We start from the raw sequence: 15,590 nt of genomic DNA on the forward strand, positions 1-15,590 counted from the left end.
GAACCGTAAGTAAAAGCGTCGGTTACTGCAGCCGTGCGGCGATCAGCGCTTCGAGATCGTCGCGGAACTCCTCGACTTCGATCTCTTCGAGGACGGGGACGAAGAAGCCCTCGACGAGCATATTCCGCGCGCGCCGGGGCGGGATGGCTCGCGAGACCATATAGAACAGGTCTTCCTGGTCGACCTGTCCGACAGTCGCCGAGTGCGACGCCTCGGTGTCGTGATTCTGAATGATCAGCTTCGGCGACGCGTCGGCCTCGCTCTCGTCCGAAAGCATCAGCGTGTTCTCGCGCTGGTAGGAGTTCGTGTCCCACGCGTCGCGACCGACGTCCTGGACGCCCTCGTACACCGAGCGCGCCTCGTCGTCGAGGACGCCTCGGGTGACGAGATCTGCGGTCGTGTGTTCGGCGTTGTGCCAGACGCGGGCGTTGACGTCGAAGTGCTGGTCGTCGTGGCCGAAGAACGCGCCGACGATCTTCGTCTCGGCGGCGTCGCCGTTGAGTTCGCTCTCGACGTCGCTGCGAGTCAGCCGCGATCCGAGGTTGCCCTCGATCCAGTTGACCGTCGCGTACGTGCCGACGTCCGCGCGCTTGAGCGAGTAGCTGTAGGTGTCTTCGTTCAGATTCTGCAGCGACCCGTACTGGACGTAGGAGTTCTCGCCGGCGTCGATCTCGACGAGGTTCGAGAAGTACCGCGAGCCCTCTACGTCAGCACCCGACTCGATGCTCTCGAGGATCGTGACCGACGCGGACTCCTCGGTGACGACGAGCGTGTGACTGAACAGCGATCGGGAGTTCATCTCCGCGCGGATCGTCACGTCCTCGGCGTCGACTCCTTCGGGGACGTAGACGACCGTGCCGGTCGTGAACAGCGCGGCCGACAGCGCGGTCAGGTAGTTCTCCTGCGGGTCGATCGTCGATCCGAACGCGGACTCGACGACGTCGGGGTGCGCGTCGAGTGCTTCGGTGAACGTGAGCACCTCGACGCCCTCGTCGGCGGTGCGCTCGGTCTCGTCGACCTGTTCGAGCGGGTCGACGAGCGACTCGAAGTCGAGCGCTTCGAGGTTCGTCCAGCGGCGGCCGGGCGTCTGGATGACGTCCGGCAGATCGAGCGTTTCGAGCGCGTCGAGGGCGTCGAGTCGCGCTTCGAGTAGCCACTCGGGTTCCTCGCGCTGCTCGGAGATCTCTCGGACCGTCTCCGCAGAGAGGTTCGCGGGAAGTTGTGCGCCGCTCATACTACCCGAGGCTCCCCTCCATTTCGAGTTCGACGAGGCGGTTGAGTTCGACCGCGTACTCGATCGGCAGCTCTTCGGTGATCGGCTCGATGAAGCCCGAGACGATCATCTGCTTTGCGTCGTCGTCGTCGAGGCCGCGCGACTGGAGGTAGAAGACGTCCTCGTCGCCGATCTTACCGACGGTGGCCTCGTGGGCGACGTCGACTTTCGACTCGTTGATCTCCATATACGGCATCGTGTCCGACGTCGACTCGTTGTCGAACATCAGCGCGTCACACTCGACGGAGGTCGAGGAACCGGACGCGCCGTCGGCGATGTGGACGAGACCGCGGTAGTTCGTCCGGCCGCCGTCCTTCGAGATCGACTTGGACTCGATCGTCGACTTGGTGTTCGGCGCGTTGTGGTAGACCTTCGCGCCGGTGTCGATGTTCTGGCCCTCGCCTGCGAAGGCGATGGTGATGTGGTTGTCGGAGGCGCCGGGACCCTTCAGCACGGTCGAGGGGTACAGCATCGTCGCCTTCGAGCCCATCGAGCCGGAGATCCACTCCATCCGGCCGCCGGCTTCGACGATCGCGCGCTTGGTGTTGAGGTTGTAGGTGTTCTTCGACCAGTTCTGCACCGTGGAATACTGGACGTGGGCGTCCTCGCCGACGAACACTTCGACGCCGCCGGAGTGCAGATTGAACGCCGAGTACTTCGGGGCCGAACAGCCCTCGATGTAGTGAACTTCCGCGCCGTCCTCGGCGACGATGAGCGTGTGCTCGAACTGGCCCATCCCTTCGGAGTTCATCCGGAAGTACGCCTGCACGGGCATCTCGACTGTCACGTCCTCGGGGACGTAGACGAACGAGCCGCCGGACCAGACAGCGCCGTGGAGCGCGGCGAACTTGTTGTCGCTCGGGGGGACGCACTTCGTCATGAAGTGCTCGCGGACGATGTCGGGGTGCTCCTGCACCGCCTTGTCCATATTCATGAAGATGACGCCCTTCTCCTCCCAGCGCTCCTGCATATTCTGGTAGACGACTTCGGACTCGTACTGGGCGCCGACGCCCGAGAGCGCGTTCTTCTCGGCCTCGGGGATGCCGAGTTTGTCGAAGGTGTCTTTGATCTCGTCTGGGAGTTCCGTCCAGTCGTCGACGCCCGCGCGGACGTCGACGTCGGGCCGGATGTAAGGTACGATCTCTGCGATGTCGACTTCCGAGAGGTCCGGCTGGCCGGGCCAGTCGGTCGGCATCGGCATCTTCTGGAACTGCTTCAGCGCGCGGAGGCGCCGGTTCAGCATCCACTCGGGTTCGTCTTTGTCCTCGGAGATAACGCGGACCGTCTCTTCGGTCAGGCCCTTCTCGGTCTGGAACGCCGAGGACTCCTCCTTCTTGAAGTCGAAGCGAGCCTCGGTGTCCGTCTCTTTGAGGTGATCTTGTTCGGAGCTCATAATTGTGTTTGGTTGCTTAGATCTCTGTCCGTATCAGGCTGTCCCGTATACCTCGTCGCGAACCCAGTCGTACCCCTTGTCTTCGAGTTCTTCGGCCAGCGACGCGTCGCCGCTCTTGACGACCTTCCCGTCCAGCATAATGTGGACGTGGTCGGGCTCGACGTACTCGAGGATGCGCTGGTAGTGCGTGATCTGGAGCACGCCCGTGCCCTGCTCGTCGCGGAGGGCGTTGATTCCCGCCGAGACGTCCTGCAGGCGGTCGATGTCCAGCCCGGAGTCGATCTCGTCGAGGACGGCGACCGACGGTTCGAGGATCGCGGCCTGCAGCACCTCGTTCTGTTTCTTCTCACCGCCGGAGAAGCCGGCGTTGAGATAGCGCTGCATAAACTTCTCGTCCATATCCAGCAGCTCCATCTTCTCTTTGAGGAGCTGTTGGAACTCGGCGACGCCGACCTCGCCCTCGTCGGCGGGGCCTTCCATCGGGGAGGTCTCGTAGCCGGCGTCTTCTTCTTCGCCCGCTGCTTCTTCGGCTTCGCCTTCGTCCTCGAAGAGCTCCTCGCGTTCCTCGAGTTTGGCGTTCAGTGCGGTCCGGAGGAAGTTCGTCATCGTGACGCCCTCGATCTCTGCGGGGTACTGGAAGCCGAGGAAGATACCGAGCGCGGCGCGCTCGTTCGGCTCCAGCTCGAGAAGATCCCACGTCAGTTTGTCCTCGGGGACGTCCTCGTCGACGTCGTTCTCGTCGAGATGGAGGAGGATCTCGCCGTCGGTGACCTCGTAGGCGGGATGTCCGGCGATGACCTTCGCCGTCGTCGACTTCCCGGACCCGTTTGGACCCATCATCGCGTGGATCTCGCCGGATTTGACCTCCAGGTCAACGCCACGAAGAATCTGTTCGCCGCCTTCCTCCGCCACGTTCGCGTGGAGGTTCTTGATTTCGAGTGTAGCCATCGTTGTTTCGTTGCCTCGTGTCCCTAAAGTGGGGTCTGGCACCCATAATGGTTACGCATTCCCCAGTACACAGTTTATTGTGGGGAAAATATATTTTCGTTTTGCGAAACCGAATGTGGGTACGTGAGGTTCCTGCCGGTCGCGTTTGCTGACGTGCGTCAGACGAAACTGCCGAGTCCGGTCTGCTCCTGCCCGGATTTCACCTCGTCCCACGACATTCCGAGCGCTTCGATGATCCGCGCGATCGGTCCCTTCAGGGTCTTTTCGAGCATCACGTCCCAGTCGACCTCGAACTCTTCGGGGAGTTGGTCGTCATACTCGACACAGATGACGTCGGGATCGCGTTTGAACTCTCCGTAGAGGACGTCGCGCTGCGGATCGAACCTCTCCTCGTCTTCCATCCGTCGGAACCACGAGGGATGGACTTTCTCCAGGTAGATCCGCTTCGGTTTCGAGCCGCGCCCGAAGTTCGTCCCCAGGAACTCGTTCGCGTACTTCGCGCCGCGGACCTGCGCGGTCGCGGTGTCGTAGGCGTCCAGCCGCTTGCCGATCCCGCCGGGGATGCCGATCTCGTCGACGGGGATCTCGCCCGACTCGAAGTCGCTGATGATCTCGTGGAGGTAGTCGGCGATCTCGTCGGTCTCCTCCCCGTGGACAATCATCTCGATGACGCGCTTTTGCACCTCTTTGGTGATCGGCGCGATGTCCGAGCGCTTGTACTCGAAGCCCGTGATGTCGATGTCGTCGACGTCCTTCCCTTCCTTCCAGACGATGTGGCCCGCGTAGCGCTTTTTCTTTCCTGCTTGGAAGAACCGCCGATAGAGCTTCTCGAACTCGATCTGGAAGCGGTGTTCCTCGGCGTCGAGTTCCCGCGCTGCGAACTCGTCGTAGGAGTCGTTGATGTACTCCTCCAACTCGAAGGACTGCTCTATGGCTTCTTCCTTACTGACGTCACCGCCGAGTTCCAGCATCACCGAGTCGGTGTCGCCATAGATGACTTCCTTGCCGAGTTCGTTCGCGGCCTCCGCCGTGTGTTCGATCACGTCACGACCCGTCGCAGTGACGGCAGCACCCATCTCCTTGTCGTAGAGGCGGAACCGATCCCAGCCCAGGACGCCGTACAGCGAGTTCATAATCACCTTGACAGCCGCCTGCTGGCGGTCGTACTGCTCGTAGGCCGGCGTATCGGGATCGTTCTCGTTCCGCAGGGCCTTCTTCTCCTCGCGCTCTGCGAGGAGGTCGTCGATCATCTCGCGGATGATCCCGTCCGGTTCGCGCCGGAAGTACGTCCCGTTGGGTGCCTGGAACGTGTCGCCGTCGTAGCTTTCGGGGTCGACCTTCGTCTCCGGCGACGCGTTGATCGTCACCATACACATCGGATAGAGGCTCTTCAGGTCGAGCACGGTGACGTTCTCTTTGACGCCGGTGATCGGATCGAAGACGGCCCCGCCCTCGTAGTCCTCGGCGTCGGCCTGGCCCTTCGACGGGAGGGCGAAGCGGCCGTGCGCCTCGTGGAGAATGTAGATGTCGACGGTGTCGCCCGGCGTCGTCGCGTCTTCGAGCTTACAACCGACGAACGTCCGCACCTCGTCCCAGAAGGCGATGACGTCCTGTTTGCGGTCGATCTCGACGCAGAGTTCGACGTCGCGAACGTTGTACTCCAGCAGACGTTCGGGCTCTTGCTCCCAGAGGTCGCCGATGTCGCCCGCGTAGCGCTCTTTCCCCACGTCGAGTTCGAGTTCGCCCACGGCGTCGAGCCGATAGGACTCCAGTTCCGTGAACTGCGTGCGCTTGTAGGCGTACAGGAGGTCGAAGACGACGCGGCCTTTCACGTTCGGGCCACCCCAGCCGCTGCGCCAGACCTCGCCGATGCGGGAGAACCGCGCGGGGTCGAGGTCGTACTCCGAGGTCGGATCGATGACCTCCATTCGATCGAGGAGGTACGGCATATCGAAGTCCTCGAAGTTCCAACCGGTCAGCACGTCCGGGTCCGTTTCCTCGATGTAGGTGAGGAACGCGTCGAGCATCGCATCCTCGCGCTCGAAGGATCGAACGTCGATGTCGGTGTCCTCGCGCAGCGGTTCGTACGCGTCGAGGTCGTCAGGAGAGTCGACGCCCGCGGCGGCCTCCGGAGCGTCGTAGAGCCACGCAGTGTACTCGTCGCGTTCGGAGTCGTGGCTGGTGAGACAGACGATCGGCTCTTCGCCGTCCTCGGGAAAGCCCGAGCGGTCGTCGACCTCGATGTCGAAGGTGTTCACGCGCAGCGGCGCTTCGACCTCGACGGGTTCGATCTCGTCGTGCGGGATCTGGATCGCATCTGCTTTCCCGTCGCTATCGTCGCCATCGTCGCCGCCGTCACCGAGACGTCGCTCGGGAACGCGGATACCGCTCTTGACGTCCTTGTCGATGAGCAGGCGGTTCGGAAAGAGGATGTCCGCCTCGTAGTGTTCGAACTCGTCGCGGACCTGGCCGACGTCCCGCGGCGTCCGGGTGCAGATCTTCGTCAGTTCCTCACCCCGGATACTCTCGTAGCCCTCCTCCGTTCGCGTGATGACGTCCTTGTCGAGTTTGTCGTCGTCGAGCGTCTCGGTCGGCGCGTAGAAGTACGGCTCGAACCCGAGCACGCGGACGTGTTCGGTCTCGCCGTCGGGCGTCCGACCGAAGACGTGCAGGACGGGATACTCCCGACGGCTGCTGCCCTCGACGGAGTAGTTGACCTGCGTCACCATCAGTTCGACCGTGCCGTCGGCGTCGGGAAAGCGGATGTCCTCGGCGTCGACGACTTCCGAGACGTGCTGTGTGCCGTTGCCGGCGACGGCCACCGCTTCCGCGTCCGGCCGGGCGTCGTCGGCGGTGTCGTCGCCACCGCCCCCCCAGTCGTCCGTAAGCCCTGCCTGTTCCATAGGGGCGCTTTCGGCATTCCCGAGTAAAAGCTTCGGCATTGTGTCCGTCGCGTGTACCCGGATTCCGCCATTTACGTTCGCTAACGCCTCGTCTCCTTGCCGACCGCCCCTCGACTGATAGGGATTATCGTAACTGTTTGGAGATTCTCGCCGTACCGTCCGGCGAGAAATCTATGCGGACTTACGATAGTCCCTATGATCATCCTTCCGCCGACCGTCTCGGCGGATCGTCGGTTTCTCCGCGACGGGTTCCGGATCGGACGCAAGACCTATAGTGTGTTATGTCATACCACAGGCTACGATGGTCGACCCTGCAGACTCCGAGCGGACGGATCGGTCGCCAGCCGCGCCAGCGCGCCTGGGCGAAGCGAACGGACTCGACGACGTCGAGTCCTACGAGGTCGACGGCGGGATCGTGTTTTACGATCCGCAGAATCCGCTCGCGTGGGTCGAAGCGGCCCGGACGGTGACGCTCGCCGAGTACTGTTAGCCCGCTCGTCGCTCTCTTTCGGCGGAACGAACTGTTTTTGCGGCGCCCGCCCCTCGAGTCGACCGTGCCGACGGATTTCGACGAGTGGCTCGAAGAACCGAACGAGCCCAACCCCGAAGACCGGTGGGGAGACCCCGAGAACGACCTCGTTTCTATCCCGTCGGTCGAGACGTCGGGGGACGAAGATGCCGCCGGCATCGACGCCGACGGCGACCTCGCGAAGTTCTTCTGGGCCACGGTCATCTACGCCAACGTCGCGCTCGCAGGCGTCAGCCTCGGCCTGCTGCTCATCGCGTTCCGTAGTCAGTGGACTTGGGGCGGCGGGGCCGTCGTCGTCGGCCTCTTCGCACTCTACCGGACGTACGATCTCTATCGGACGTACCAAGAGCACGTCGCAGACAGCGACGAGAGCACGCCCGACGCAGCTGCTGACGGGACGGTAGATACAGACTCTGACGGGGCGAAAGACGGAGATTCTGCCGGTGCGGCAAACGCGGACGCCGATACCGCGGGCGCCGGTCCGGACGAACATCAGTGATCGCGTCCGCCAGCGCAACTGATAAGCGCCGCTCGGGCCAGGTCACGACTATGCAGACCGTCCGCGACGACGCCGGTGATCGGTATCTCTTGGTCAAGCGCTCGGCCGAATCGAGTCGCGTGCGCGATCCGGAGACCGGCGAGGAACGGTACCTCCCCAACGACGCGTTGACCGTCGAGGACGATGCGCCACTTTCGGTCGCCGCTCGCGCCGTCCCCGAGGCGGTCCGACGCGTCGCCACGGCCGCACACGACGACCGCTCGCTTGGACTGCTCGTCGAACTCGCCGATCGCGGCCCGCTCTCGGTGGTCGAACTCCTCGATTCCTACGACCTCTGTGAGTCGGATCTTCACGGCCTCCTCGGTGAGTTCCGCGCGGCAGGGCTCCTCACCGAGACGACGGTCTACGGCGAGCGCGGCTACGACGCCACCGAGACGACGCGCCGTGCGGTCGCGATGCTTCGAGGCGCCGAAGACGACGGTAACAGCGAGTAATCGACAGTAGCCGACAGTGGTCGGCGATAATCGACGCACGGCTCCGTCCCGTCGATTCTGAACAGCAGAAAGAAGCCCGGAGAGACGCCGCCGAATCAGGCGAACGCGCGGCTCGCGTCGCCGTCGGCGCTCGCGTCGGCCTGGATCTTCTCCCAGGCTTCGACGAAGTCGGCCATCGTGATCTCCGTCCGGTCGTCGCGGATGGCGAACATCCCGGCCTCCGTGCAGATCGCTTTGATGTCGGCACCCGAGGCCTCGCCGGTCAGTTCGGCCAGCCGGTCGAAATCGACGTCGTCGGCGACGTTCATATCGCGCGTGTGGATCTGGAAGATGATCGCGCGACCTTCCTGGCCGGGCTTGGGGACTTCGATGAGGCGGTCGAAGCGGCCGGGGCGGAGGATCGCCTCGTCGAGCATATCGAAGCGGTTCGTCGCCGCGATGATGCGGATGTCACCGCGCTCGTCGAAGCCGTCCATCTCAGAGAGCAGTTGCATCATCGTGCGCTGGACCTCGGCGTCGCCGGAGGTCTTCGAGTCCGTCCGCTTGGAGGCGATCGCGTCGATCTCGTCGATGAAGAGGACCGCCGGCTCGTTCTCGCGGGCCACCTCGAAGAGGTCGCGAACGAGCTTTGCGCCCTCGCCGATGAACTTGTGGACGAGTTCGGAGCCGGCCATCTTGATGAACGTCGCGTCCGTCTGGTTGGCGACGGCCTTCGCTAGCATCGTCTTGCCGGTGCCCGGCGGACCGTAGAGCAGGACGCCCGAGGGCGGCTGGATGCCGACCTTCTCGAACATCTCGGGCGATTCCAGCGGCATCTCGACGGTCTCGCGCACCTCCTGCATCTGCTCTTCGAGGCCACCGATGTCCTGGTAGGTGACGTCCGGGCTGTGATCGACCTGCATCACCCGGGCGCGGACGTCGGTCTCGTTGTCGAGACGCTTGACGACCGAGAGCGAGTTGTTGACGGCGACGCGCGCGTCGGGTTCGAGGTCCTCGCGCATCTCGTCTGTCACCTCGGTGAGCGCCTCCTGGTTGTTGCCGTGCTGTTTGATCACGACGCCGTCGTCGGTGATCTCTTGGACGGTGGCGACGAAAAGCGGCGACTGCTTGAGCTTCTTGTTCTCGTGTGTGAGCCGCTCGAGCTTCTGCTGGTACTTGTTGTTCTCGGCGTTCGCGTCCAGCAGCTTGTCCCGCATCTCCTCGTTTTGGGACTCGAGAATATCGAGGCGCTCTCTGAGCGCCTGGATCTTCTCCTGCTGCGACGCCGCCTCCTCGTCGTAGGGGAGCTCGACGTCGTCCACAGTGTCAGTCATCACCCTCCGTAGGATGTGGCTTCATAAGAGACTTCGGGTGAGCGAACCCGTACCATAGTCGGATCCGCCGCGCTGTGGGAGCGCTGTCTCTCCGGCGGCCTCCGAACGTACCCGAACGAGCAAGGAGACCCGTTACTCGCTCATTCGCTGGTAACAGTGGGATGATGCGTCAAATCGGGGCAGAACGAGCTGTGTCCCGAGACAAAATAATTATTAGAATGCATATTTTGATACAGTAAATATTATCAGTCTACATTCCCCAGTGAGAGATACGAATGAGCACCACCGAGGCACTCGCCCCCGAAGAGGAGTCGACCGACCGCTGGGACCCGGTCCGCGAGATGCCGCCGAGTGCGAAACTCGTCGCCAAGGTCCTCGATTACAACGACACGCTGACCCAGAGCCAACTCGCAGAGGAGACGCTTCTCCCGCCGCGGACCGTTCGCTACGCGCTCTCGCGACTCGAAGACGCCGGCGTCGTCGACTCGCGCTTCTCGTTCACCGACGCCCGCAAGCGGCTGTACACGCTGAACCTCTGATAGGGATTATCGTAACTGTTCGGAGGTTCCCGCCGTACCGTCCGGCGAGAAATCTATGCGGACTTACGATCATCCCTACGAGGAGTCTCCGGAAGTTCAAGTAGCAACGCGGCGCCATCGACGCCGTGTCAGAACCGTCGCCCGATTCCGTCCGACGTTCGCTCCGTGCGCTCACAGAGGGGTCCGCGCCCGCCCGACTGACGCCCACTGCGCCCGACCCTGGTTGTGACGCCGAAGGCCCCGAAACCGGACTTGTCGGTGCGGAAGCTGTGGTCGCCGACACCGAAGACGCCGAGGACGTAATCTCCGACGCAGAGGGTGCAGTCTCGTGTGCGTGCGCGGGCGCGAGATTCGTCGCTGCGGGTCGGCTGTCGGCGCTCGACGCCGCGGTCCGGACGGCGACGCGGTGTGGCACAGCCGAATTAGCACGCCGCGGACGAACCGCGAGCGCGACGCTGCGACGATTCGCGACCGCCCTGAGGGGCCACGATGACAGTCCTCGATCCGCCGGCGTCGCCTCCGACGCCGACTGTCCGCCGGCGTCCGACGACGACCACTTTCACTCCGCTCGCGGAACCGTTTTAGGACGCAGCGGTCAAGATCCGGGCAGATGACACGGGTGATCCACACCGGCGACACCCACCTCGGGTACCAGCAGTACCACTCCTCGGCGCGGCGCAAGGACTTCCTCGACGCGTTCGAGCAGGTGATCGACGACGCCGTCGAGATGGGCGTCGACGCCGTCGTCCACGCCGGCGATCTGTTCCACGACCGCCGCCCGGAACTCCGGGACCTCCTCGGAACGATTCGCATTCTCAGGCGGCTCGACGACGCCGAGATCCCGTTTCTCGCGGTCGTCGGGAATCACGAGTCCACGCGCGGCGGACAGTGGCTCGACCTCTTCGAGAACCTGGGCCTGGCGGAGCGACTCGGAGCGGCCCCGCGAGTCGTCGAGGATACCGCCTTCTACGGTCTCGACCACGTGCCCGAGTCGCGACGGGAGGAACTCGATTACGACTTCGAGCCACACGACGCCGCCTCCGCCGCGCTCGTGAGCCACGGGCTGTTCACGCCCTTTGCCCACGCCAACTGGGACACCGAGATGGTCCTCGACCGCTCGAACGTCGACTTCGACGTGGTCCTCCTCGGCGACAACCACGCGCCGGGGACCGAGACCGTCGACGACGCGTGGGTCACCTACTGCGGATCGACCGAGCGCGCGAGCGCCGCCGAGGAGGACGCGCGCGGGTACAACCTCGTGACGTTCGACGACGCGGTCGACATCCGGCGACGCACGCTCGACACCCGCCCGTTCGTCTTCGTCAGCGTGGAGTTGGCCGCGGGCGAGGGACCGGGGCGCGTTCGCGAGCAACTCCGTCAGCGCGAGGTCGCAGACGCGGTCGTCGTCGTGGAGGTGACCGGCGACGGCGAGCCCGTGACGCCCGCGGCGATCGAGGAGTCTCTCACGGAGCGCGGCGCGCTCATCGCGCGCGTCACGGACCGCCGCGAGCACGAGACCGACGCGGAGATCGACGTCTCCTTCGCCGACCCCGACGCCGCCGTCGACGAACGCGTTCGCGACCTGGGACTCTCGACAGCCGCGCTCGACGTCGACGAGACGATCCGCGCGAGTGAGACGCCGGACTCGAACGTCCGCGACGCGGTGAAGTCCCGCATCTCCGACCTCCTGGAGGACGGAGCGGACGCCGCGTTCGCTGCCGCTCCGCGAGGGGACGACGAATCTGGTGCAGAGAGCTCTGGAAGGGACGGAGCTGGGACGACCGAGTCCGGTGCAGACGGCGGTTCCGAGACGGATGACGCCGATGTTACCGGTCCAACAGACGGCGCTGCCGACGTCACCGACGCGACGGACGGTGTTTCCGACGTCGCCGCCGCGGATGCCGCCGGATCTGCGACTGGTGACGCCGCCGACCAGGCCGCTCCGCCCGCACTCGACGATTCTAGCGACGAAACCTCTAGCGACGAAACCTCTAGCGACGAAACCTCTAGCGACGAAACCTCTAGCGACGAAACCTCTAGCGACGAAACCTCTAGCGACGAAACCTCTAGCGACGAAACCTCTAGCGACGAGGAGGCGACAGACGACGACTCGGAGGAGACTGCGACGCCGAGCGACACTCAAGTAACGATGGAGGATTTCTAGATGCGCTTCGAACGGATCAGACTCCAGAACTTCAAGCCCTACGCCGACGCCGACCTCGACCTCCGCGACGGTGTGACGGTGATTCACGGCCTGAACGGCAGCGGCAAGTCTTCGCTGCTCGAGGCGTGTTTCTTCGCGCTCTACGGCGCGCGCGCCCTCGACGAGACGCTCGACGACATCGTGACCACGGGCGAGGACGAGGCCGAGGTCACACTCCAGTTCGTCCACGAGGGAGACACCTACCGGATCGAACGTCGCCTGCGCCGCTCCGGCGAGCGGATGCAGACGGCGACGTGTACGCTCGAAGGCCCCGACGTCGCCGTCGACGGGGCCACCGACGTCCGGGCGTTCGTCACCGACCTCCTCCGGATGGACGCCGAGGCGTTCGTCAACTGCGCGTACGTCCGCCAGGGCGAGGTGAACAAACTCATCAACGCGACGCCGAGTCAGCGACAGGACACTATCGACGACCTGCTGCAACTCGGCAAACTGGAGGAGTACCGCGAGCGCGCCGGCCAGGCACGCCTCGGCGTCGAAGACGTCCTCTCGGAGAAGCGCGGCGCGCTCTCGAAACTCGACTCCCAGATCGAGGCCAAAGAGGACGCGGGACTGCACGAACGCTTGAACAGCCTCGAAACCGAACTCTCGGACGTCGATTCGGAGATCGAACGCTTCGAGGAGAACAAATCGCGCGCCGAAGACACCTACGAGGAGGCGACAGAGGTGCTCTCGGCGTACGAGGAGACGAAGCAGAAACTCGACAGCCTCGACGCTGACATCGAGGAACTGCGCGGGACGATTCAGGACGGCGAGGCGACGCGCGAGGAGTTGCGAGACGAGATCGTCGACGCGCGCGAGCGGATCGACGCGCTCGAAGACGACCTCGATGCGGCACTCACAGAGACGGACCTCGACGCGGCTAGTTCCGGGCACGTCGATGCGGACGCCATCGACGCGCGCCGCGAGACGCTCGACGACGAGGAAGCGGACGTCCGCGAGGAACTGCAGGCAGCGCGCCAGCGCCAGACGATGCTGTCGAACCAGGCCGAGAAGTTGCGAGAGCGCGCCGACGAACTCGAAACGCGCGCAGGGGAAGTGCGCGAGCGTGCTACAGACGCGGAATCGACCGCCGAGGAGGCCGCAGAACGCGCGGAGGAGCGCGCTGCGGAACTCTCGACAGTCGACGACGAGATCGAGTCACTCCAGGCCCGTTTCGTGGAGGCACCGATCGATGTGGGCGAGGCGGCGGCCCACCGCGAATCGCTGCAGGAGGACCAGCAAGCAGTCCGCGACGATCTCGTAGACGCCCGAGCGGAACTGGACTCCGTCCGCGATCGCCTCGAGGAGGCGAAGGAACTCCAGGCGGCGGGGAAGTGTCCGGAGTGCGGTCAGCCCGTCGAGGGGTCGCCCCACGTCGACGCCATCGGAGAGTACGAAGCGCAGATCCAGACGCTCGAAGCTGACGTCGAAACGCTGCAGGAGCGACGCAAAGCCCTCGACGAGAAACTCGATACGGCCGAGTCGCTCGCGGACGCCGAAACGCGATTGGGGAATCTGCGCGAGAAGCGCTCGTTGATCGAAGACAGCATCGCGGACGCCGAAACGACGGCCGAGGACCGCCGAGCGGAGGCGGAGTCGCTCCGCGAGGAGGCCGCCGAACTCGAATCGCAGGCGGCCGAAAAACGCGAAGCGGCCGAGGGCCAGGCCGACGCGGCAGCCGACGCCGCCGAGCGCGTCTCGGCGCTGGAGGGCGACCTCGATGCGATCGAGGCGGCGCGCGAGCGACTCGACCGGGTCGAAGAGTTGCGCGCACAGATCGACGAGATCGAAGGCCAGATCGACCGCCGCCGCGAGAAGCGGGAGTCGATCGCGGACCGAAACGACGAGCGACGGTCGTATCTCCAGGAGAAGCGGGACCGGCGCGAGGAACTCGCCGACGCGGTCGACGAGTCACGAATCGAGGAGGCACGGACGAACAAGGCCGACGCCGAGGAGTACCTGTCCGACGTCGAGGTGAAACTGACGGAACTGCGCGAGCGCCGCGACGAACTGCAGAACAGCATCGGGAGCGTGAAAGGCGAACTGTCGCAACTCGAATCGCTCCGGGAGGACCGCGAACAGATCGCCGCGCGGGTCGACGATCTGGAGTCGCTCCACGAGGAGATCTCGACGCTCGAATCGACCTACAGCGACCTCCGCGCGGAACTTCGGCGGCGGAACGTCGAGACGCTCGAACGGATGCTCAACGAGACGTTCGATCTCGTCTACGGCAACGACGCCTACTCGCGCATCCGGCTCGACGACGAGTACGAACTGACGGTCTTCCAGAAGGACGGCACCGCGCTCGAACCCGAACAGCTCTCCGGGGGCGAGCGCGCGCTGTTCAACCTCTCGCTGCGGTGTGCGATCTACCGGCTGCTCGCGGAGGGGATCGAGGGGTCGGCCCCGATGCCGCCGCTCATCCTCGACGAGCCGACGGTGTTTCTCGACTCCGGGCACGTCTCCCGGCTGGTCGATCTCGTCGAGGAGATGCGGAACCTCGGCGTGAAGCAGATCTTGATCGTGAGCCACGACGACGAACTCGTCGCGGCCGCCGACGATCTGGTGACCGTCGAGAAAGATCCGACGAGCAACCGCTCGTCGGTCGACCGCGTCGAGGACGCGTCGCTTGCGGCGGTCACGTCGAGCGCGGACGACTGATCGGTAATTCGGTTTCGGCGTTCGACTGCACCGCCGGCGTTCGACTGCACCGCCGGCGCTCGACTGCACTGCTCGGAGTTATCCCCGCGCGAGCGTCGTGGGAAGCCGAATCACTCAACACACGCGGCGACGACGCTCGCGTATGGGCACGCCGCTTTCCGACCGCGAAGAACAGGCCGCGGAGGTTCTCGACCGTCTCTACGAGGAGTACCCCGACTCTACGATCTCGCTGAACTACTCGAATCGGCTGGAACTACTCGTCGCCGTCGTCCTCTCGGCGCAGTGCACCGACGAACGCGTCAACGACGTCACCGAGGAACTGTTCGAGACGTACCAGACGCCCGAGGACTACGCCGAGGCCGCCGAGGAACAGCTCGCCGAGGACATCTACGGCATCACGTTCCACAACAACAAGGCGGGCTATCTGAAATCCATCGGCGAGGCGCTTCGCGACGAGCACGGCGGCGAGGTGCCCGACACGATGGCCGAACTCACAGAGCTCTCCGGCGTCGGCCGCAAGACGGCGAACGTGGTCCTCCAGCACGGTCACGACGTCGTCGAAGGCATCGTCGTCGACACCCACGTCCAGCGTATTTCCCGACGGCTCGGAATCGCCGAGGAAGAGTCGCCGACGAAGATCGAACAGGAACTGATGGAACTGGTCCCCGAATCCGACTGGCAGCAGTTCACGCACCTGTTCATCAGCCACGGTCGCGCGGTCTGTACGGCGCGGAACCCCGACTGCGACGACTGTGTGCTCGAAGACATCTGTCCGTCCTCGAAACTCGACGGCGACATCGACCTCGCGTCGGGCGAATCCTGGGCCTAGGCGACG

13 protein-coding genes are annotated in these 15,590 nt (G+C 64.5%); 8 read left to right on the forward strand and 5 right to left on the reverse strand.

What is annotated here, in order from left to right:
- Positions 1 to 22: 22 nt before the first annotated feature.
- The 4 genes from sufD to NO347_RS01835 form a co-directional block, all read right to left on the reverse strand.
- Positions 23 to 1,234 (reverse strand): Fe-S cluster assembly protein SufD, encoded by a 1,212-nt coding sequence (gene sufD / locus NO347_RS01820; RefSeq protein WP_256288008.1) that lies wholly within the window; start codon positions 1,232 to 1,234, stop codon positions 23 to 25.
- Position 1,235: 1 nt separating this feature from the next.
- The gene (gene sufB, locus NO347_RS01825; RefSeq protein WP_256288009.1) at positions 1,236 to 2,666 is read right to left on the reverse strand and encodes a Fe-S cluster assembly protein SufB; all 1,431 of its coding nucleotides are present in this window, start codon (positions 2,664 to 2,666) and stop codon (positions 1,236 to 1,238) included.
- Positions 2,667 to 2,699: 33 nt separating this feature from the next.
- The gene (locus NO347_RS01830) at positions 2,700 to 3,614 is read right to left on the reverse strand and encodes an ABC transporter ATP-binding protein (RefSeq protein ID WP_256288010.1); all 915 of its coding nucleotides are present in this window, start codon (positions 3,612 to 3,614) and stop codon (positions 2,700 to 2,702) included.
- Between the two features lie 158 nt (positions 3,615 to 3,772).
- Positions 3,773 to 6,517 (reverse strand): DNA-directed DNA polymerase, encoded by a 2,745-nt coding sequence (locus tag NO347_RS01835; RefSeq protein ID WP_256288011.1) that lies wholly within the window; start codon positions 6,515 to 6,517, stop codon positions 3,773 to 3,775.
- A gap of 301 nt (positions 6,518 to 6,818) precedes the next feature.
- Here NO347_RS01835 and NO347_RS01840 point away from each other — a divergent pair, with 301 nt between their 5' ends.
- From NO347_RS01840 to NO347_RS01850, 3 genes are all read left to right on the forward strand, one after another.
- A complete protein-coding gene (locus tag NO347_RS01840) occupies positions 6,819 to 7,007 on the forward strand; it encodes a DUF7331 family protein (protein WP_256288012.1) in 189 nt (62 codons plus the stop codon).
- A gap of 64 nt (positions 7,008 to 7,071) precedes the next feature.
- Positions 7,072 to 7,545, forward strand: a complete 474-nt coding sequence (locus NO347_RS01845) for a DUF7322 domain-containing protein (RefSeq protein WP_256288013.1) — start codon at positions 7,072 to 7,074, stop codon at positions 7,543 to 7,545.
- Between the two features lie 50 nt (positions 7,546 to 7,595).
- Entirely contained in the window at positions 7,596 to 8,039 is a 444-nt protein-coding gene (locus NO347_RS01850) for a DUF7346 family protein (RefSeq protein WP_256288014.1), read from the forward strand.
- 95 nt (positions 8,040 to 8,134) lie between these two features.
- Here NO347_RS01850 and pan1 read toward each other — a convergent pair whose 3' ends face one another.
- Positions 8,135 to 9,352, reverse strand: a complete 1,218-nt coding sequence (gene pan1 / locus NO347_RS01855) for a proteasome-activating nucleotidase Pan1 (protein WP_256288015.1) — start codon at positions 9,350 to 9,352, stop codon at positions 8,135 to 8,137.
- Between the two features lie 275 nt (positions 9,353 to 9,627).
- On the opposite strand from pan1, the gene NO347_RS01860 reads away from it, so the two are divergent.
- The 5 genes from NO347_RS01860 to nth all read left to right on the forward strand — a co-directional run bounded on the left by NO347_RS01860 (position 9,628) and on the right by nth (position 15,584).
- A complete protein-coding gene (locus NO347_RS01860) occupies positions 9,628 to 9,891 on the forward strand; it encodes a helix-turn-helix domain-containing protein (protein WP_256288016.1) in 264 nt (87 codons plus the stop codon).
- A gap of 125 nt (positions 9,892 to 10,016) precedes the next feature.
- On the forward strand, positions 10,017 to 10,505 hold the full coding sequence (locus NO347_RS01865) for a DUF7966 family protein (RefSeq protein ID WP_256288017.1): 489 nt from the start codon (positions 10,017 to 10,019) through the stop codon (positions 10,503 to 10,505).
- On the forward strand, positions 10,502 to 12,055 hold the full coding sequence (mre11, locus tag NO347_RS01870; protein ID WP_256288018.1) for a DNA double-strand break repair protein Mre11: 1,554 nt from the start codon (positions 10,502 to 10,504) through the stop codon (positions 12,053 to 12,055). The genes NO347_RS01865 and mre11 overlap by 4 nt, the downstream gene beginning before the upstream one ends.
- Positions 12,056 to 14,755 carry a DNA double-strand break repair ATPase Rad50 gene (gene rad50, locus NO347_RS01875; RefSeq protein ID WP_256288019.1) on the forward strand — a complete coding sequence of 900 codons (2,700 nt, stop codon included), beginning with the start codon at positions 12,056 to 12,058 and terminating at the stop codon, positions 14,753 to 14,755. It begins immediately after the preceding gene.
- Positions 14,756 to 14,897: 142 nt separating this feature from the next.
- Positions 14,898 to 15,584, forward strand: a complete 687-nt coding sequence (nth, locus tag NO347_RS01880; RefSeq protein WP_256288020.1) for an endonuclease III — start codon at positions 14,898 to 14,900, stop codon at positions 15,582 to 15,584.
- Positions 15,585 to 15,590 lie beyond the last annotated feature (6 nt).

Source organism: Halobellus inordinatus (genome assembly GCF_024464655.1).
Classification (GTDB): domain Archaea; phylum Halobacteriota; class Halobacteria; order Halobacteriales; family Haloferacaceae; genus Haloquadratum; species Haloquadratum inordinatus.

Excerpts from the sequence above, each read along its gene's own strand:
- nth (WP_256288020.1), top strand. The coding sequence starts at position 14,898 with ATGGGCACGCCGCTTTCCGACCGCGAAGAACAGGCCGCGGAGGTTCTC.
- NO347_RS01860 (WP_256288016.1), top strand. The coding sequence starts at position 9,628 with ATGAGCACCACCGAGGCACTCGCCCCCGAAGAGGAGTCGACCGACCGC.
- sufB (WP_256288009.1), bottom strand. The coding sequence starts at position 2,666 with ATGAGCTCCGAACAAGATCACCTCAAAGAGACGGACACCGAGGCTCGC.
- NO347_RS01850 (WP_256288014.1), top strand. The coding sequence starts at position 7,596 with ATGCAGACCGTCCGCGACGACGCCGGTGATCGGTATCTCTTGGTCAAG.
- NO347_RS01840 (WP_256288012.1), top strand. The coding sequence starts at position 6,819 with ATGGTCGACCCTGCAGACTCCGAGCGGACGGATCGGTCGCCAGCCGCG.
- mre11 (WP_256288018.1), top strand. The coding sequence starts at position 10,502 with ATGACACGGGTGATCCACACCGGCGACACCCACCTCGGGTACCAGCAG.
- NO347_RS01835 (WP_256288011.1), bottom strand. The coding sequence starts at position 6,517 with ATGGAACAGGCAGGGCTTACGGACGACTGGGGGGGCGGTGGCGACGAC.
- NO347_RS01830 (WP_256288010.1), bottom strand. The coding sequence starts at position 3,614 with ATGGCTACACTCGAAATCAAGAACCTCCACGCGAACGTGGCGGAGGAA.
- pan1 (WP_256288015.1), bottom strand. The coding sequence starts at position 9,352 with ATGACTGACACTGTGGACGACGTCGAGCTCCCCTACGACGAGGAGGCG.
- sufD (WP_256288008.1), bottom strand. The coding sequence starts at position 1,234 with ATGAGCGGCGCACAACTTCCCGCGAACCTCTCTGCGGAGACGGTCCGA.
- rad50 (WP_256288019.1), top strand. The coding sequence starts at position 12,056 with ATGCGCTTCGAACGGATCAGACTCCAGAACTTCAAGCCCTACGCCGAC.